Annotated in this window: 17 protein-coding genes; 11 read left to right on the plus strand and 6 right to left on the minus strand. The window is 56.6% G+C overall.

What is annotated here, in order from left to right; genetic code table 11:
• Window positions 1-6 precede the first annotated feature (6 nt).
• Window positions 7-2,667, plus strand: a complete 2,661-nt coding sequence (locus A1355_RS20890) for an ATP-binding protein (RefSeq protein WP_064031214.1) — start codon at window positions 7-9, stop codon at window positions 2,665-2,667.
• Window positions 2,668-3,169: 502 nt separating this feature from the next.
• Here the strand turns inward: A1355_RS20890 and A1355_RS20895 are convergent.
• Genes A1355_RS20895 through A1355_RS20910 form a run of 4 tightly spaced genes read right to left on the minus strand, consistent with a single transcriptional unit; the run spans window position 3,170 to window position 4,670 of the window.
• Complete coding sequence (locus tag A1355_RS20895; RefSeq protein WP_064031215.1) at window positions 3,170-3,646, minus strand: hypothetical protein; 477 nt, start codon at window positions 3,644-3,646, stop codon at window positions 3,170-3,172.
• On the minus strand, window positions 3,646-4,095 hold the full coding sequence (locus A1355_RS20900) for a phage holin family protein (RefSeq protein WP_064031216.1): 450 nt from the start codon (window positions 4,093-4,095) through the stop codon (window positions 3,646-3,648). Before A1355_RS20900 ends, A1355_RS20895 begins: the two co-directional genes overlap by 1 nt.
• A 15-nt stretch (window positions 4,096-4,110) precedes the next feature.
• Window positions 4,111-4,341 (minus strand): DUF883 family protein, encoded by a 231-nt coding sequence (locus A1355_RS20905; protein WP_064031217.1) that lies wholly within the window; start codon window positions 4,339-4,341, stop codon window positions 4,111-4,113.
• A 14-nt stretch (window positions 4,342-4,355) separates the two neighbouring features.
• Complete coding sequence (locus A1355_RS20910) at window positions 4,356-4,670, minus strand: BON domain-containing protein (protein ID WP_064031218.1); 315 nt, start codon at window positions 4,668-4,670, stop codon at window positions 4,356-4,358.
• 419 nt (window positions 4,671-5,089) lie between these two features.
• On the opposite strand from A1355_RS20910, the gene A1355_RS20915 reads away from it, so the two are divergent.
• From A1355_RS20915 to A1355_RS20960, 10 genes are all read left to right on the plus strand, one after another.
• Window positions 5,090-6,145, plus strand: a complete 1,056-nt coding sequence (locus A1355_RS20915) for an OmpA family protein (RefSeq protein ID WP_064031219.1) — start codon at window positions 5,090-5,092, stop codon at window positions 6,143-6,145.
• A 688-nt stretch (window positions 6,146-6,833) separates the two neighbouring features.
• Window positions 6,834-7,730 (plus strand): hypothetical protein, encoded by an 897-nt coding sequence (locus tag A1355_RS20920; RefSeq protein ID WP_064031220.1) that lies wholly within the window; start codon window positions 6,834-6,836, stop codon window positions 7,728-7,730.
• A gap of 313 nt (window positions 7,731-8,043) precedes the next feature.
• Window positions 8,044-8,754, plus strand: coding sequence for a PA14 domain-containing protein (locus A1355_RS20925; protein ID WP_064031221.1), 711 nt, complete (start codon window positions 8,044-8,046; stop codon window positions 8,752-8,754).
• 395 nt (window positions 8,755-9,149) lie between these two features.
• A complete protein-coding gene (locus tag A1355_RS20935; RefSeq protein WP_064031223.1) occupies window positions 9,150-9,476 on the plus strand; it encodes a CU044_2847 family protein in 327 nt (108 codons plus the stop codon).
• 25 nt (window positions 9,477-9,501) lie between these two features.
• Window positions 9,502-11,037, plus strand: coding sequence for a trypsin-like serine peptidase (locus A1355_RS20940; protein WP_157197982.1), 1,536 nt, complete (start codon window positions 9,502-9,504; stop codon window positions 11,035-11,037).
• Window positions 11,027-12,106 (plus strand): AAA family ATPase, encoded by a 1,080-nt coding sequence (locus A1355_RS20945; protein ID WP_064031225.1) that lies wholly within the window; start codon window positions 11,027-11,029, stop codon window positions 12,104-12,106. Before A1355_RS20940 ends, A1355_RS20945 begins: the two co-directional genes overlap by 11 nt.
• 20 nt (window positions 12,107-12,126) lie before the next feature.
• Window positions 12,127-15,297 (plus strand): formylglycine-generating enzyme family protein, encoded by a 3,171-nt coding sequence (locus A1355_RS20950; RefSeq protein ID WP_157197983.1) that lies wholly within the window; start codon window positions 12,127-12,129, stop codon window positions 15,295-15,297.
• 50 nt (window positions 15,298-15,347) lie between these two features.
• Complete coding sequence (locus A1355_RS20955) at window positions 15,348-15,797, plus strand: four helix bundle protein (RefSeq protein WP_064031227.1); 450 nt, start codon at window positions 15,348-15,350, stop codon at window positions 15,795-15,797.
• Window positions 15,715-15,939, plus strand: a complete 225-nt coding sequence (locus tag A1355_RS26675; RefSeq protein WP_157197984.1) for an SUMF1/EgtB/PvdO family nonheme iron enzyme — start codon at window positions 15,715-15,717, stop codon at window positions 15,937-15,939. The genes A1355_RS20955 and A1355_RS26675 overlap by 83 nt, the downstream gene beginning before the upstream one ends.
• Window positions 15,940-15,967: 28 nt before the next feature.
• The gene (locus A1355_RS20960) at window positions 15,968-16,960 is read left to right on the plus strand and encodes a formylglycine-generating enzyme family protein (RefSeq protein WP_197471868.1); all 993 of its coding nucleotides are present in this window, start codon (window positions 15,968-15,970) and stop codon (window positions 16,958-16,960) included.
• Between the two features lie 193 nt (window positions 16,961-17,153).
• Here the strand turns inward: A1355_RS20960 and A1355_RS20965 are convergent, their stop codons facing one another.
• Entirely contained in the window at window positions 17,154-17,591 is a 438-nt protein-coding gene (locus tag A1355_RS20965) for a type II toxin-antitoxin system VapC family toxin (RefSeq protein ID WP_064031229.1), read from the minus strand.
• Window positions 17,591-17,775, minus strand: a 185-nt coding sequence (locus A1355_RS20970) for an antitoxin (RefSeq protein WP_064031235.1), incomplete at its 5' end; no start/stop codon positions are given. The genes A1355_RS20965 and A1355_RS20970, both read right to left, overlap by 1 nt.

The raw sequence follows: 17,775 nt of genomic DNA on the forward strand, positions 1-17,775 counted from the left end.
CGGACCATGAAACCACAGTTCGCTTCTTTCCTGGACAAATACACATTCCAACGCCAGCTTGGCGTTACGATTGCTGTCGGTATTTTTTTGCTGGCATTGTTCGCTTCCGTTGTCGGATCGTGGCTCGGCAATCAACGGGTGCGCGGCAACTTGCTGGATCAGGGGCGGGGTATCACCGCCAGCCTTGCGCGTCAAAGTGCGCTGGCTCTGGTTTACGCTTCCGGCGATAACGCGACGGAAGCCGTCAACACCACCTTGGCGTTTCCCGGTGTCGTCGGCTTGGAAATCCGCGATGCCAACCGGCAAGTATTGTTAAAACGCGGAACGACCGATTCCAGCGAGCTTTTCCAAGCGCCTGCCGCGGCCGATATCGGCAAGGCCGACCCGGCGCAAGCCGTCTTTCTCGATGCCGAAAGCCCAAATTCATGGCGCTTTATCGCGCCGGTGTATTCTCAACCTGCCAGTTCGCCCTTCAATGAAATCGTCGCGCCGGAGTTGCTCGGCGAAGTAATCGTCGTGGTAAGTAAGGCGGCACTGGTGCAGACGACCGCCAGCATTTTCGTCGCCAATTTGACGACATCCTTTTCTTTTGCGCTGCTGTTTCTGGCCCTGATCCGCATGTTGACCAAGCGGATGACGCAACCGCTGATTCGGCTATCGGCGGTCATGAGACGCGCCGAAGCCGGCAAATCGTTGGTACGGGCCGCGTTGGCCGGGCCGAGGGATATTGTCGACATGGCTCAAGCGTTCAACGGCATGATGTCGGTACTGGAGGCACATGCCGCGGAAAATGCCCAAATCTACGCAGAGTTACAGCAAAGCGAAGCCCAATACCGTCGGATCGTGGACACGGCGAACGAGGGCATATGGGTTCTGGGGCCGAACGCCAGAACCAGCTTCGCTAATCCTAGAATGGCCGATATGCTCGGCTACACTTGTGAAGAAATGCATGGCCGGCCAATCACAGACTTCATGTTCGAGAAGGATGCGCCGGATCACTTGATAAAAATGGAGAACCGGCGACTAGGTCTTGCGGAGCATTACGAACGCCGCTTCCGCCGTAAAAACGGGCAGGCGGTGTGGACGGTTGTTTCTGCCGCTCCCATTCTTGACGACGAACAGCGCTTTCAGGGTTCTTTTGCGATGTTCACCGACATTACCCAACGCAAACAAGCGGAAGACGAACTGAGACAATACAAGGACCAACTGGAGGAGACAGTACGGCAACGCACGGCGGAGCTGTTGCTGGCGCGCGATGCCGCCGATGCGGCCAACAAGGCCAAGAGTATGTTCCTGGCCAATATGAGCCATGAATTGCGCACCCCCATGAACGCCATTCTCGGCTTTTCCAGCATGATGCGCCGCGACCCGCAACTCAGCAGCCAGCAAGCCGAAAACCTGGAAATCATCAACCGTAGCGGCGAACATCTGTTGAACCTGATCAACGACGTGCTGGAAATGGCCAAGATCGAATCGGGCCGCCTGCAACTGGAAATAGCCCCGTTCGACCTCGGTGCTATGGTGCGGGACGTCGTCGAAATGATGCAAATCCGCGCCAGGGAGAAAGCCTTGCAGCTGCTGCTCGACCAGTCGTCCGAGTTCCCACGCTATATCCGTAGCGACGAAGCGAGGATACGGCAAATTCTCATCAATCTGATCAACAATGCGGTGAAATTCACCGAACACGGCGGCGTGACGATGCGTCTGGGCGCCAAGAACAATGCCCGGTATCATCTGCTGATCGAGGTCGAGGATACAGGTCCCGGTATCGCGCCGGAAGACCGAAGCCGTTTGTTCGAGCCCTTTGTACAACTGGGCGAGGCGGACGCGCAGCACGGTACCGGCCTGGGTTTGGCTATCACCCGCCAACTCGTGCAGATGATGGGCGGCAGTATCAGCGTCGAGAGCAGCGTGGGTAAGGGATCTCTGTTCCGTGTCGATCTACCGGTGGAAACGGCGAGCGGCACCGACATTTTGGGCGCGGAACCCCGGAAACCGGGCGAAGTGGTAGGACTTGCCCCAGGCCAACCCCGATATCGGATCATGATCGTCGAGGATCAGCACGAAAATCGGCTATTGCTCAGCCGGCTGATGACAGGCCTAGGACTGGAAGTCAAAATTGCCGGTAACGGCGCGCAATGTCTGGAACTGTTCCAGTCTTGGCAACCCGATTTGATCTGGATGGATAGGCGCATGCCGGTAATGGACGGTATCGAAACAACGCAGCGACTTCGCCAGTTACCGGACGGCCAGACGGTCAAAATTGTCGCCGTCACCGCCTCGGCGTTCAAGGAACAGCAGCAGGAAATGCTGAACGCCGGCATGGACGACTTCGTGCGTAAACCTTACCGCTTCGAGGAAATCTACGACTGTCTGGCGCGGCAACTGGACATAAAATTCATGTACCACGAGAGTGCGGCCGAAGAGCAGCCCGAGCCAGTCGTTTTAACCGCTATGATGCTGAAGGTTTTGCCGGCTGAATTGTGTAACGATCTGAGAGAGGCGCTGGTGAGCCTGGACATCGAACGCATCTCAGCCATCATCCAACAAATCGGCGAGATCGACCCAAAACTAGGTCTTGCCCTATCCCGGCTTGCGAATGTTTTCGATTACCCGAGCATACTGTCGGCGTTGAACGGGTTAGGGGAGGCTGGCGACCGTAATTGACCGGAATCCTTACTTTCATTGGCGCACCTTTGGGGGCCGTCGATAAGGCTTTCGCTTGATTTTTATAACTATTCAGCGCGAAGTAAAAACGCCCTCTCCCAACGGAGCGGGGGGATGAGCACCTCAATGTCAGCTATGCCGTTCGCTGAGCGGCGTCGAAGCGAAATGGCTTCGGCTCCGCTCAGCCGCCGCCTTATTTCGGTTCCGTTCATCCAGCGGCTTACATTGACTGTAACCGGTTAACTTAACGCCACGGTAACGACCCTCCCCCAAACGCCCTCTGAATGGTTACGAATTTTTCAGGCTACAGCATTGGATTCGTTGGTCAAGATTGCGGTTACCACCTCAAAAGATCTGCCGCTCGTGACGGGTGGTAACGTCGGTTTTTTCGAACGGATGGTAATTTTGCAAGAGGCTCTAACGTAAAAATTTATGTGGCTTGACGATTTTCTGATGGGGGGGTTGTTGGAAACCCTAGCGGATAGGATGCTATCGATTGCGACTAGGGACGGGGCGGGGTTGGATCGCTGCTACCAGAGCTTGCGAGCTTATCGGGTGCGGTCGGCGGCATCGAACGCCGAGCTCGGCGCAATGCGGCGCTTGTCCGGATTCGGGATGAGTGCAGGTGCTTTGCCAGCCAGGCGATCGGTAAGGCTTTGTACAAGGCATGGGCCGAGAGCAACAGGCTCAGCGCGGCGCTCAGGGTGGTTCGGCTGTGGGGTTCGCGTTGACCGAGCCGGCCGGATGATGGCGCGGAACTCGGTGGCGCCGGGCAGTGACTCAGTTCGCCGGCGACAAAGCCGATGCCGCCGGCCAACAACAAGCTGGCGGGGGCGGTCATTTGTTTGCGCAGGCTGCTGAGTAACACTGCGCCGTCCGTTTTGATGGAGCGACGCCGCTCGGCCAGTTGCCGTTCGGCATGGCTGATTTGCGCATCCAATGAGGGGCCGGCGGGTTTGGATAGTAACCGGAACCGCATCAGCGTTTGTCCCGATCGGCAGGGCGGTCGGCCAGGGGCTTGAGACTGCGTTGCGTGGCAGGGAATTGCAAAAAGCGGGCGCGGCGACGGATGATGCCGAACAGGCTCAACGCCAGCACTAAATTGCAGGCGACCGCCAACCAGATGGCGCTGCTGGCCCGCAACTCATGTTCGATTAGCCATTGCACGCCGGCTGCCAGCGAGCCCAGCCAAGCCGCGCTGAGCAGCAAGCCCAGCATGACCGCGGCAATCAACATCGTCACCAGGCTTTGGCCGGCCCGCCGCGTTTCCAGCGCGGCGAGCCGAAAGCGATCGTGACTCAAATCCTGGTATTCCGCCCACAGCGAGCCCATCTGAGCCAGCAAGCCGGCGTCGGCCGGCGATTCGGCGGGCATCGCCGAAAAAGCGCCGGAGTCGCCGCCCGAGTTGGCGGAAGTTTTCGGGGCCATGCCGGGCAGCGCGGTTTAGCGGCTGCTCAACAGACGGCTGAGCAGGAAGCCGCCCGCCACCGCTATGCCCAATGCCGTTACCGGATTGTCGCGGATATAAACCTGGCAGTTTTTTACGATGCGCTGCTCGGCCGTTTTCAGCTGTTCGCCTTTTTGGTCCAGCGTTTCGGCCGCTTGGTTGGAGGCGTTGGCGATCATATCGACCGCTTCGTGGGCGTAATTGGATGCTTTATCGATGGTTTCCATAATGGTTTTCCTGTTTATTTAAGGCGCATGTCGTTCTTGACCGACTCCACGCCCTTGACGCTGCGGGCAATCGATACGGCTTTGTCGATGTCGGACCGCGTGCCGACGAAACCACTCAATTGCACGATGCCCTTGAAGGTTTCCACGTTGATTTGACCCGAACGGAGGTTGGGTTCGTCGAACAGCTGCGCTTTTACCTTGGTCGTGATCACGCTGTCGTCGATGTATTCGCCGGTTCCTTCGTGTTTATTGGTGGACGCGCACCCGGCGCTTAAAAGTAGTGTCAGTGCCACCAGCAGGGCGGAAACGGATTTAGTCAGTGTTTTCATTGGTATGCACCTAAGAGGAAATGAATCGGGCCGCTTCGAATCGGTTCCGGATGATTCCAACGCCTGGGGTCTGGGTTGGATAGAACGAGTGAAGCCGTGGCGTCACTGTAACCGGGGCGCGTCGGATAGTCGGTGTGCTAGCGAACATAGTTTGCAAGGCAATTGAATGATCGAATGCGTAGGGCGCCGGCCGCCCATGGTTCGGCAAATCCGGCGCTATCTGGCTATGTGCGATACCGCACCGACAGCCGCTCTCTGTTGCGAATAAGCTACTTAACAGCTTTTTTACAACACGGCGCCGTATGCTTCTGTCCGCTCGTGGCAATACCGGACACAGAGCAGCTCGGAGGCCACACCGGTCAGTTTGGCCGGGCGGCGCGGCGAGTTTTGAATCCCCATTTTTACTCAAAGGAACGATTATGCTGAAAAAACACTTATTGCCGTTCGCGCCCTTGGTCGGTTTCGCGATCCTGCCTAGCGCTCACGCGGTGGAGCCCTATCAAGATAACCGCTGGTACGTCGCGCCGTTCGCGACCTTCATCAATAGTGGCGGCGATCGGCGCGCCAGCGACGGTTGGGGCGGTGGGGTCGGTGTCGGTAAAATCATCGATGAGCACTTTAACGTCGAGTTAAAAGGTTTTTATCAAGGCTTTGGCGGGTCGAACGGACCTTGGGATTTGGTCGGCGGCAGCGCCGACCTGCAATATTATTTGTTCCGCGACAAGTTCTCGCCGTACGCGGTCGTTGGCTTGGGCGGCATGAACACCTGCGCGTCCGCCAACTGCGGTATCGGATTCATCGGCGAAGCGGGCGTCGGCGCCAGTTACGAAGTCAACGACCATTTGCTGATACGCAGCGACGTACGTTATCGCTACAACAACAATTTTAATGCCCAGGTGCAACCCGGCACCGACGAATTCCACGACATGACCGTCAATTTAGGCGTGGTGATTCCGTTCGGCGACAAACCCAAATACGCGGCGAAGACCGACACGCGCGCCGCGCCGGCGCCGTTTGCGGTGGCGCCCAAACCCGATTGCAGCACCTTGGATTCCGACGGCGACGGCGTGAACGATTGCCTGGATAAATGTCCCGGCACCATCAAGGGTGCTATCGTCGATGCCAAGGGCTGCGCGGTTCGGCTGATATTGAAAGGTCAACATTTCAAATACGACTCGGCCGAGCTGAGCTTGAATGCCAAGGAACTGTTGGACGGCGTTGCCAAGGACTTGATCGCGTTTCCGCAGAAAAACGACATCCAGGTGCAAGGCCACGCCAGCAGCGAAGGCAGCGATTCCTACAACATGAAACTGTCGCAACGTCGGGCTCATGCGGTCGTCGACTATTTGAAAATGAAAGGCGTGACCAACAAGCTATCCGCGCAAGGTTACGGCGAAACTCAACCGATCGCCGACAACGAGACCGAAGCCGGCAAGGCCGAGAATCGCCGGGTCGAGCTGATCTGGATCGAATAGCGGCGATACCGGCGGTCGCCGGTCCTTGGGGTTCGGGCAATCCGAGCGCCTCGGACCGGCGATCGCGCGTCGCAACGACCGACGCTAACGGCTTGGGCAAGACCGTCGTGCGGTCTCTAAGCCAGACGTTGCCTAGGTGTTGATCTTCAATGCGCGATGGGCGCCTAGCCTCCCGCCGCGTGAAAATCCGTCCGACGCCGACTGGGGCTTCGGCATCGAATCGGTGCCTTGTTTCCCGCTCGAGGCTCGCTTCGTGTATCCTTGTCGCCGCCCTGCCGCTACCTAGTCGAAATTTCCTCGGTCCGGCGCCGCACACAAACCTCGGCGTAGACCAAACGGAACGAAGTCCCCAACTCGACTGTCCATCTTCCTGCGGCGCGTTACTTCTCGGTACGCGCGCGGACCTCGCCACGCCAAATTCGAATTCACCAAACCCAAGGAACCTAAAACGTGTTGGACCCGCAAAACCGAATGTCCAGCCGCCATCGGAGTGATCAGGTCGGGTACGGACTGGAGAATGTCTTAAGACAGGCGGGTGGTGCGCGCTTCGGAAGGCATGTTCCGAATGGCGCCGCATGCTTCGTTGGGCTCGGTTCGCTACCCGCGTCAAGCGGTCAGTTTCACGATACAGACCTTAAACCGGCGATGTTCCGCTCGTTGCCACCCCCTCAATCAGGAGAATCATCCCATGGGCTCATCAAGCCAATACCGTTCCGTCTTTTCCGCCGCGACCAGGCAGGAACGGCAGGATAACTTTGACAATTACTGGACGTTTACCCAACAACACGGTGGGGAGTTATTGGAAGCGGAGCGCGATTTAGCTAAAAAACGCGCACGCTTGCAGTATTTTCAAGAGCACCCGGTGCGCTTGCGCAAGCCTTTGGCCAATCCGGACGCGTTTTACCGGAACTACGTAACGATGCAAGACGATCCCCACGCCTTGGATAGACTCACGTTAATGCTGACGAGTATTTACAAGTTTGCCCGGCATGAATGGGTCGGCATCAAAGCAGCCTGGGAAGTGGTGCCGACGATGGCCGATTCGCACAGTGTCGAGGATAAAATCAGCCGGGTGCATTTGGCCGAGGAATTTTGCCATTGGCGCTTGTTCGACGAAATGCTCAAGACCTGCGGCCTGGACCGCGTGGAATGGGCGCCGTTGAGCCCCGGCAAGGAATGGTTTTATCGCCAGTTCCCGAAATTACCCGGCTATTTAATGGATACCCCGGCCTTCGTTACCGAACTGATGGGCGTGACCTACTATTGCCATTTGCACCGCCTGTTCGACGACGTGCTGGCCGAAGAGCCGGAAGTGCGAGACCGTTTAAAGGCTTTGCTCGACGAAATCACGATAGACGAGATCGCCCACGTTGGGCAGCGCCGAAACTTTATCGGTCCGATCGGAATTCGGATTTCCCGGATTTTGGTGAAACCGTTTTATAAACTGTTTTTCAACGATATTCCCGAAGTGGCGTTGTTATTCGACGTCGAGCAAATGATAAAACACGGCGAAAGCTTTGATTACAACGATTTGCCGGAGTATATGAGGGCCCGCAGTTGGATACCGTCTTACTGCAAAGCCTAGGGAAGCGCAGAGCAAATCCGTAGTTAGGCCGAATCACCCGCGAAAATGAACCTGCCGGTGTCTTGTACAGTACACCGGCATTTTGCGCATCAGTCCGAGAATATCCCACGTCGTAAGCCCGCATCGGAAAATCCGCGGACGTTTGCCGGTGAAACGCTACTGGCGATGAGCGGTTTTGATCGGCTGAATACCGGCGCATTCCATACACCCCCTAAAAACCGTTCTATTTGTGTTACAAATAAGCGCCCGGTATGGTCACCGGTTTTGGTAGGCAAGTCGTTTGTATCGTCCTCTTGCGTCTTAGGAGAAATGTATGAAAACTCTGTTTGCTGGTTCTTTAGTGCTCGGATTACTGGCCGGTATCGGTTCCGCCCGTGCCGACGTGGTGTTAACCAGCTCGATTGCGCTACCCAGTCTTTCGGGTAGCGGTTTGAGCGGCAGTTATTATGCTTTTAATTCTTGGCCGGGAAATCTGGCGACTACCGAAACGTTGATTGGCCAGAGCAGTGGTCCGACCGCGACGTTTACCGCGACTTCGATTTGCTTCCCCACTTGCAATACGACCATCGGCGACGATTCGACACTGGCGCAATATCTTGGCGGGAATGCGGTGAACCTGTCGCCGAATAGTGTGAGCAATCTGTCCGATCACGGACTGGTGTTAACCGGTTATTTAGCCGTTACGGCCCCAGGGACTTATCAATTCAGTCTGGCTTCGGACGACGGCGCGAGATTGCAGATCGGCGGCACCACCGTCATCGATGCCGATGGCGACCACAGCCTGAGCGGCGGTTCCGCCAACGTCGAATTCACCAACAGCGGCTTGTATGCCTTCAAGGTGCTGGCGTTCGAGGACGGCGGCGTTACCGGGCTGACGGTATTGCAAAACGGCAACAGTTTGTCCGCCAGCCAGCTCTACGCCTCGGCGGTACCAATCCCCGGCGCCGTTTGGCTGTTTGTCTCGGCGATCGGCGGCATCGGTTTAGCTTCGCGCTGTGGGCGAGGATCGTACAAGCGGCGCTAAGCGCTCGAACAAGGCTGGCGTAAATGTGCATGTCCAACTCGGCCGTCTATGGAACGTCGTCGCCGGACGCCGAGCGACCTAGGCAGCGCTATCTCGCTCGTCCTCACTGAATTTGCCAGCGTCGCTCTAGCCGACGTCTGAACCCTATACCATCCGAGTCCGGGAGGGGGCTGCAACCCTGTTTATTTGCAGGAACTTGGAGGCGTCGTTCCGACCCTGAAGAATCTTTGCAAAGGCTAGTACATTGTCGGCACTCTGGGCGATCCCGGTAAATTTTGATTTATCTTGAAAACTTAGCCAACTGCGGCGAATATTAGCGAGCATTTGTCGTGATGCCTTGAGCTAAGCCTCGCGAAACACGATTGGCGGAAAATACAACAAACCAGGAATTAGGTATGTCCAGAACGATAGAAGCATTAAAATTTGGAGATGAAACGATATACATCGAAGTATCGGACGTCGAGGCACGGGGCGGCGCCAGTCATGGCGACAAAGATTTACAAGATGTTAATGCCTTGGATGACATTGTCGATGCCGCCGAGCAGATTCGAGGAACCATCAAGGCCTTGGCAAAAACGGTGCAAGGCGCTTTAGCAGAAAGCCAACCCAAGGAATGGACGTTAGAGATCAATCTTGGCTTTAAAGGCAGTGCCGGTATTCCATTTCTGGCCGAAGGTGAAGCCAATGGCGCGGTCAAAGTCACTGCCAAGTGGCAGAAGTAAGCTCCAACGCTGATCGGAAGAACCGGTGAGCGTAAAAAAAAGCTTGGTTGCCGTTTGGTCCGGTGCTCCGTTGCATGGTCATAGCAAATTCATTGGCAGTGCGTGTTTTGTCAGCCCAAAATTGTTGTTGACTGCAAAACATGTTGTTAGAGACAAAGCCTCAGGCAAATCGTTTGAAGACCTGCGGTTGCATCTGGTGGACGGACGTGCAGAGGTCGAAATCAGCTCAGCGAATCTGCGCTGCCATGACGATTTGGATATTGCCATTATCGCATTGGACGAACCCGATTTAGAGCAAATTCATAGTCGCATAACGCTTAAAGATAATGACTTTCGCAAACTGAAAGTCGATTTTTTCGGCATTAACGATACCAACAAGAGTGCCGATGCGTCCTTCGATCACTCCGTCGGTATCCTGGATCAAGATCGACACGCCTATCGCTTCGACCATCGCGTCAAAAAAGGATTCAGCGGCGGTGCGGTATCGCTGCATGGTCAGGACGAAATCATCGGTATCATCAGTCAACGCGCGTCAGACGATCAAGAAACCTTATTCATTCCGCTTTACAAATGCCGAGACTGGTTGCTGGATACCGCCCAGGAACTGGGTGACACCCATTTGCAAGATTACTTAAAACCAGCACCGTTGCCGCAGCCGCAATTACCAATCGGCGACTATTTTCTCCATGCAATTCCCTTTATCAGTCGCCCGCGGCACGCCTACAGCCATATCCTGGACAATTTGCTCGGCACCGATTCCATGCCCGCCAAGTCAATAAAAGCCTGCTTTTGTGTTTTTCAACACCTGGAGGATTCCCCGTTGGAATTCGGCGATGCACTTGGAAATCGCCTAGGGACCGGTGTGAAAGACGGGATCAATCGTGAATTGCTGAATGGAAAAAACAACTATCAGTTAGATGCTCTTCCTGTTAGTCCCTGGAATTTCGATCGTGAAGACGACTTTGTTCGTGCCTGTCTGCAAGCTATCGCGAATGCCACGAGCCTAGATTTGGCACTTAATCCAGACGATGACAACGCGAGCGTTTGCAAGCAAATTGTGGCCAAAATGAGAGTGCGTAAAGTGCCCCTGATTTTGCTTTCCGATGGTTCGGGTTCCCCGATTTCGGCAAAGTGGTTTGGTTTGTTGAACGGCCGTATCGTTGCCAGACTTAATCGTTGTCAGCGCTGGGTGGCAAATTTCAACCAATTATGGCAAACAGAAGCCAACCAACTCGCGGAGGGTCAACATTTATTAAAGTTGGCGCTAATTTTTTGTCTGCAGGTCGATGCGCGTTTGACGCCATCCAGTCCCGCGTGTTTTGAATTGCAAAAAATCACACCCAACAATGTGGCGGCTTGGCTGGATCAGACTCAAGGGCTGTTACGCGCCTCTCAACAGTTTCCTAGCCAAGTAATTAGCCGGTTAGTAACCGATTTTCGAATCGAATTCGGCAAAGCTCAAGGCGAAAGCAAAGACGAGTATCGAATCAGCTACTACAAATTTCGCAATGACTGCGAAGCCATCATTCAAAACAAACTAAAAATGTCCCATGACCGCTAATATATTTAATTTCGCCGGCCAAGGTCTGGTCAGTCAACCGGAAGAAGCCAACTGGAACCAGTTGCAGCAACGTCTACTTGCGCCGCTGGATAATCCGGCCCACTATCACGTCGCCGACCCTGGCTTGGTCGAAGCCGTCAATACCGCATTGTTGCTCGGCATGCCCTTGTTACTGACCGGCGAGCCGGGCGTCGGCAAAACTCAGCTTGCCTATCGCATCGCCTACGAATTGGGCTGTGAAACGATTTATTTTCCGGTCAAATCCACCAGCACCGCTCAGGATTTGTTCTATAGCATCGATCATTTGCGCCGCTTGCATGCGGCACAGGCTGAAAAAAATCCGGAAGCGCAGATCGACATCCGCCGCTTTCTGCAATTTGAAGGTCTTGGTCTGGCCATTTTAAGGGCGATGCCGCCCTCGACCTTACAAGCCTTGAATCTCGCCGACAAAGCCTGGAAAGGCAAAACCGAGCCGCCGTCGCGTCAGCCGTCGGTGGTGCTAATCGACGAAATCGATAAGGCGCCGCTGGATTTTTGCAACGACATGCTCGAAGAGGTGCGGCGTCTGCAATTTGTCGTTCCGGAACTGGGCGAGCAGCCGTTATCTATCTACTCTGATCCGAATAAACCCGATCCAGCCGAAAGTAAATACCGCCCACAGTTGGTGATCACCAGTAATTCGGAAAAAGGTTTGCCCGAACCTTTCCTGCGCCGTTGTGTTTACTACCACATACAGCCGCCCAGCGAAGCGCAACTGCATACCATCGTCGAACAACGCCTCGGTGGACAGGGCAGTCTTCCAATCAAGCTCGGCGAGACGGCAATTAAAAACTGTGTCGATTTTTTTCGGTTTTTAAAAGACCAAAACCGCGTTCAACTGGAAAAGTCTCCCTCGACCGCCGAACTGTTGAATTGGTTGCTGATTCTCGACCAACGCGGCGTCAACGTCATAAAAAAAGGCACCGAAGACGATCATTGGCAGTCGCTAGCCAAATCCTGCCTACTCAAACACAAAGACGACGCGGCCCGCTTTGACGATCTGTTGGAACAGTGGCGCAAACCGTCATAACACCTAGCCTGAGAGAGGACTTGTCCTCGCCACCCGCACGCCAATGGCAATCGTTGCTAGACGGCTTGCCGGCGTTTCTTGGCGTTTGGCAGCGGCACACACGGCAGAGTGTCACATTGCAACAGCAGCGCGACTTGCACTATCTGTTCGCCGTCTGGCGCCAGCAAGCCGATTTGCCTGTCGACCTCGAAGCCTATGGCTTGCGCATTAGGCCGTTGCTGTGCCGAGACCCCGACCAGCAACAACAGTTTCTCGATGTCTGGGCAAAACATTGGGGATCGTCAACCGCCGCTAAACATGAGACGTCGCCGGACGCGCAAACTCGCCAACAAGCCGAACATCTGATCGAACAGCAGCGCTCCGGTACGCCACCGGCTCAGCAGCGCCGCCGCACTCAAATTATGCAATTGGGAATTTTGCTGGTGCTGCTGACAGTGTTGGCCGGCCTGATTTATTGGCAGTTTTATCGTTCGGCGCCAGTCGCGCGGATCGAGCCTCAACCGCTGCCGCCCATCGTTCAACCCGATACGCTCGTCAAACCCAAGCCAAGGGCAAACGACAATGGCACCTATCGGCCTTATTTAACCGAAATACCCATACGCCAGTTGCCGCCAGGGTTTCCGGTTGAAGGGCCATTACGTATCGCCGGCTACTGGGCTGCAACCGTCTCGAATGTCGCTTTACTGTTGCCGTTGCTCTGGCTGTGGCAGCGCCGGCGCGTGCAATTTCGGCGGGGCAAGTCTCCCCATGCGGAAGATTTGCGCTTACGCGCGCCTCGGGCTTCGCTGGCGCCGTTGCTGGGCGCCAACGCCAAATCGCTGTTCGGCCGCTTACGCTTTGCAGCCAACGGCGAACGGCGCATCGACTGGCGGCAAACCGTAAGCGCCATCGCTCAATCCGGCGGCGCGCCGCAATTGATTTTTCGCCAACGCCCGCGCCAAGCCGATTTTGTACTGATAGCCGATCGCCGCCACCGAGACGATCAAAACGCCTGGCTGCTGACCCAATTGGTCGATACCCTCAAACAGGCGCAGATTCGCGTGCATCGCTACCACTTCGATCGCCATCCGGAATGGCTGTGGCCGGACAAGCAGCGGGGGGCGCGGCCCGAAACTCTGCAGCAGGTGCTTTGGCTGCATCCCGGCAGTCGGGTACTGCTGGTGGCCGAACATGAAGTCATGTTTTACCGACTGACCGGCGAGCCGCAAAGCTGGTTGCAGGCCTTCAAAGCCGTGCCGGAATATCGCCTGGCCTTGACTACCCGACCCCACGCCAACCAGCTCGATCGACTACAACTGGCCCATTACCGGTTTACCGTCATCGACAAACTGTCCGATCTCACCCCGTTGCTGGATTTTGCGACTCATCCACCAACAGCGGACAGAGCCGATGAAACGTTTGCGATGCCAACCGACTTCCGCCGCGAATGGTTGGGCACTCTACCCCCGGTGCAACTCCAACCAGTCTTGGACTGGATTAGTCATCGCTACGGCGGCGGCGTTCGCCGCTTGTTGGGTTTTTTGGCCGTTTACCCCGCCTTGCACGGCGACTTGAGCCGGGCTTTGTTCGATTACGCGGCGGCGGAAAGCAAGGGCTTTACCGCCGAAAGTCTGTTGACGACGTTGGGTTTGCCCTGGTGTCGCCAAGGTTGGTTGCCTGGCTGGCTGCGACGCGCGTTGCTGGCGGAAATGACTCGCGACGATCGGCGCTTGGCGAGGCGCTTTTTCCTGCGATTGTTCTCCGGCAAACAGCCCGCCGGCCACATTGTGCAATTGCAGTTGCAAAAACAGCCGGCCTGGTGGCGCGTCTGGCCGAGGTTTGGCGGGCGGCGCGGCGAGCTGAAAAGTCCATGGCGCGACGGCATTTTTGCCGAAATTTTGTTGTTGCCGCGTTGGCACTGGCTGGAACAATTGCTGCCGCGCCGCTTGCTGGCGGCCTTGCCGAATATGCTGATAAGCGCTTGGCCGCGGCGTTTTGCGTTGGTTTTATTGACATTGGCTTATGCCGCCGCAGTCAACGCCCTCTGGCAGCACTACGGCAAACCCTGGTACGCCCGGCAACTGCTCGCCGAGCATATCGCCGCTGATCGCGACGTGACCGTAACCATCGTTCACCATCCCGGCGGACTCGCCGCGGCGCAAGCGTTGGGCCACGGCTTGGCGGCGATGGGCTACCGGATTGCCAGGACGCCGGACAACACAGTCGAGGTCAACCGTATCGATGCCCCGGCTCCGCTATTGGATGAGCTGCTGGACATCGCCAAGCACATGACCTGGGGCGGGGATTTTGAATTGGCCAGCGAAACCGCCGCGCCGCTGATTTATCTGGCGGCCATGCCGCGAACCGGCCAGGTGTTTCGCGATCCGATACCGACCGCGCGGGTGCCTGCCGCCTATCCTGTACAACTCGACTGGCAAGCGGCTCAGGACATCAAACCGCTTGATCGACGCGCGCCGGACATCGATTGGTCGGTGCAAGCGATTCAGCCCACGATGACTCCGATAACCGCCGGAAAATTTCGGATGGGTTCGCCCGCCAACGAAAAGGGTCGCTACGACAATGAAGGCCCCCAGCACGACGTCAACATACCCGCTTTCCAACTCGCCGAAGCCGAACTGACGTTCGACGAATGGGAGCGTTGCGTGCAAGCCAAGGCCTGTCGCGCGGTCGAGGACAATGGCTGGGGGCGCGGCAAGCGGCCGGTGATCAATGTCAGTTGGGACGATGCACAAAGCTACATTGGCTGGCTGAATAAGCGCCTGGATTTGTCCGGCCCTTCGGCTTACCGCCTGCCCAGCGAAGCCGAGTGGGAATACGCGGCCCGCGCCGGCACCACGACGGCTTATTATTGGGGGCAATCGTGGCAATGCGGTTATGTCAACGCTGGCGAATTCGGTCAATGTAAGGGCGTTAACCAGACTCAGCCGGTAAAAAACTACAAAGCCAATGCCTTTAAACTTTATGACGTGTCCGGCAATGTCTGGGAATGGGTACAGGATTGTTGGCATGACAACTACAACGGTGCGCCCGGCGATGGCCGGGCCTGGGAGCAAGGCGCTTGTGAGCGGCGGGCGCTGCGCGGCGGGTCGTGGAACAACTTTCCGTCGCTCCTGCGTTCCGCCAGCCGCTACGGGTTCCGGCCGGTTGCTGCCATCAGCTTCACCGGTTTTCGGCTCGCCAGGACCCGTTAAACTTTGGACTTTTCTGTTTTTCCCTTTTCCGATTTGCGAGGTAAGCGCCGATGAAAACCGCCAACTCCGCCCAGGCTACGCCGGTAGCCATTCACGATTGCCATCAGCTGCTGGCCTGGATCATTCCGCAATTGGATCATTTTCCGCAGGCACGCCGATTTACGTTGGGGGAAAAACTGGAGTGGTTATTGATGGACGTGCTGGAGTTTTTATTGGAAGCCGCCTACCAAAAAGGCGACGCCAAGTTACAAATGCTGGCCCGCGCCAACCGCAAATTGGCGGTTGCCCGGCATTTGTGGCGCTTGGGATTTGAACTGAAAGTCTGTTCGTTCAATGCCTATCAGCATGGCGCCGAGTTGATGGTTGACTTGCGCAAGGCGCTGTTTTCCCGGATAGTGGTGACGGGGATGCCGGAGCATGCGGGCGCTGCGCGGCGGGTCGTGGAACAACAAACCGTCGAACCTGCGCTCCGCCAACCGCAACAGGAACCGGCCCGATGAAGCTAACAACAACACCGGTTTTCGGCTCGCCAGTACACCCAGCCCCTGGGCCGGAACGCCGTCGGTCATGGCTGGCGGCGGTGTGCTTTTGGGTGTCCATTCCCGCATCTCCAGAACACGCAGGGACGGGTGCGTCGAATAGAACGGCACGGAGGTTCGGCGCCGGTTGCGTGCTAGCAGCCGGCGCATTTTTTTTGCCGTTGCTGTTTGCCACGCCGTTATTGGCCGAACAGTCCGCTATCAGGCAAGCGTCGGCACAGCCTCCGACTGACAAATCCCTTAGTGCCGAGCTTGGTTCCGTATGTAACCCGCGAGCCGATACCGGCCCGGAAATGGTATTGATCGCCGCCGGCGATTTTAAAATGGGTTCGCCGGAAGGCGAGGCAGGCCGCTACGACGACGAATCGCCTCAACATGCGGTGACGATCAGCCGACCGTTCGCGCTCGGCCGTTGCGAGGTGACGGTCGGTGAATTTCGCCGCTTTGTCGAAGCCACGGCGTATAAGACCAGCGCCGAACGCGGGGCGGGTTGCCGAAGCTTAGATAAAACAACGAATAGCTGGAAGGAAAATCCCGCCCTGAATTGGCGAAATCCCGGCTTTGCGCCTTATGACGAACGCCATCCGGTGGTCTGCGTCAGCTGGGACGATGCCCAGGCCTATATCGCCTGGCTGAATCGAGAATTGGGCTTGCCGGCTAATACCTACCGCTTACCCAGCGAAGCTGAATGGGAATACGCGGCCCGCGCCGGCAGCGACACGGCCTATTTTTGGGGCGATGCCGAGCAATGCGGGTTTGCCAATGGTGCGGACCAGACGACTAAACAGTCGAATAGCGACCTGATCGACAAAGCTTGGACTTTTGCGGATTGTAGCGATGGCTTTGCGTTTACCGCGCCGGTGGCCAGTTTGCAAGCGAACGGTTTTGGTTTGTTCGATACGACCGGCAATGCCGTGGAATGGGTGCAGGATTGTTGGCACGATAAATACGATGGCGCGCCAAAGGATGGCTCGGCCTGGGAGCCGGGCACTTGCGAGCAGCGGGCGCTGCGCGGCGGGTCGTGGCTCTACAGACCGTCGAACCTGCGCTCCGCCTACCGCGGCAGGGGCCGGCCCGATGAAGCTAACGACGGCACCGGTTTTCGGCTCGCCAGGACTCTCTAAGTCTTCGGTCTTTTTACTTTTTCCCTTTTTGTTTTTGGGCGCTGTTATCAGCGATTGAGGCTCAGGTGTTAGTCATGGCGGCAGCTTGATCCCGGTGTCGGCTGTGGGCGATTGATCGTTAATCCGGGTAACAATTCCTCGGCTTGGATGCCACATCTTTATTATTGCTTCCCGGCAACCGGAGCTGTTTTGGCTATGTTACCAAGCAGTGGCTTGAAAACAGAATAGAAAACCAACTCACCCAACTCTCAACCCGCAATCCCGGAACCCCGAGAAATTTGCGTTCATTGTTGGTCCAGTCTTGCGACCGGGCATGAGCGGCCAGCCACAAGTCGTTGTTGCCTATCGGCTGGCCGGTTTTTTGGAGCTCGGCGCGGATTTGCCCGTAATGATCGCCGGCTGCTTCTGGCAAGTCGTAGACCGGAATCAGGCCGGTCAATTCTTCAATCGCCGCAATCGCGCGGTTCCGCGCCTGGCTTTTCTCGGCGCGGAAGCGCAATTCGCCCAGGGTAATCAGCGACATAGCCAGTTCGCTGGCGGAGTGGCGGGCGAATCGCTCGCGCACGGCGGGTGGGCGATATTTAGCGATATAGATGCAGATGTTGGTATCGAGCAGGTAACGCGGCGGCATCAAAACCCTTCGCGCTCTTGGGGCTGGCTGTCGTCGCGGCCTTCGGCCATGAAGTCTTCGGGGAAGGCGCTGAGTGCGTCGAATGTCGCTGCCGCGTTGATGGGGGTTTCGCGCAACACGATTTCGTCGCCGCGACGAAAGATTTCCACGCGGTCGGCGTTAAACCTAAAAAGAGCAGTTTGGC

This window comes from Methylomonas koyamae, from assembly GCF_001644025.1.
Lineage (GTDB): Bacteria > Pseudomonadota > Gammaproteobacteria > Methylococcales > Methylomonadaceae > Methylomonas > Methylomonas koyamae_A.

Coding starts and splice junctions, on each gene's coding strand:
- A1355_RS20900 (WP_064031216.1), bottom strand. CDS start 4,095: ATGGCCCCGAAAACTTCCGCCAACTCGGGCGGCGACTCCGGCGCTTTT.
- A1355_RS20895 (WP_064031215.1), bottom strand. CDS start 3,646: ATGCGGTTCCGGTTACTATCCAAACCCGCCGGCCCCTCATTGGATGCG.
- A1355_RS20920 (WP_064031220.1), top strand. CDS start 6,834: ATGGGCTCATCAAGCCAATACCGTTCCGTCTTTTCCGCCGCGACCAGG.
- A1355_RS20935 (WP_064031223.1), top strand. CDS start 9,150: ATGTCCAGAACGATAGAAGCATTAAAATTTGGAGATGAAACGATATAC.
- A1355_RS26675 (WP_157197984.1), top strand. CDS start 15,715: ATGCGGGCGCTGCGCGGCGGGTCGTGGAACAACAAACCGTCGAACCTG.
- A1355_RS20945 (WP_064031225.1), top strand. CDS start 11,027: ATGACCGCTAATATATTTAATTTCGCCGGCCAAGGTCTGGTCAGTCAA.
- A1355_RS20925 (WP_064031221.1), top strand. CDS start 8,044: ATGAAAACTCTGTTTGCTGGTTCTTTAGTGCTCGGATTACTGGCCGGT.
- A1355_RS20965 (WP_064031229.1), bottom strand. CDS start 17,591: ATGCCGCCGCGTTACCTGCTCGATACCAACATCTGCATCTATATCGCT.
- A1355_RS20955 (WP_064031227.1), top strand. CDS start 15,348: ATGAAAACCGCCAACTCCGCCCAGGCTACGCCGGTAGCCATTCACGAT.
- A1355_RS20910 (WP_064031218.1), bottom strand. CDS start 4,670: ATGAAAACACTGACTAAATCCGTTTCCGCCCTGCTGGTGGCACTGACA.
- A1355_RS20915 (WP_064031219.1), top strand. CDS start 5,090: ATGCTGAAAAAACACTTATTGCCGTTCGCGCCCTTGGTCGGTTTCGCG.
- A1355_RS20905 (WP_064031217.1), bottom strand. CDS start 4,341: ATGGAAACCATCGATAAAGCATCCAATTACGCCCACGAAGCGGTCGAT.
- A1355_RS20890 (WP_064031214.1), top strand. CDS start 7: ATGAAACCACAGTTCGCTTCTTTCCTGGACAAATACACATTCCAACGC.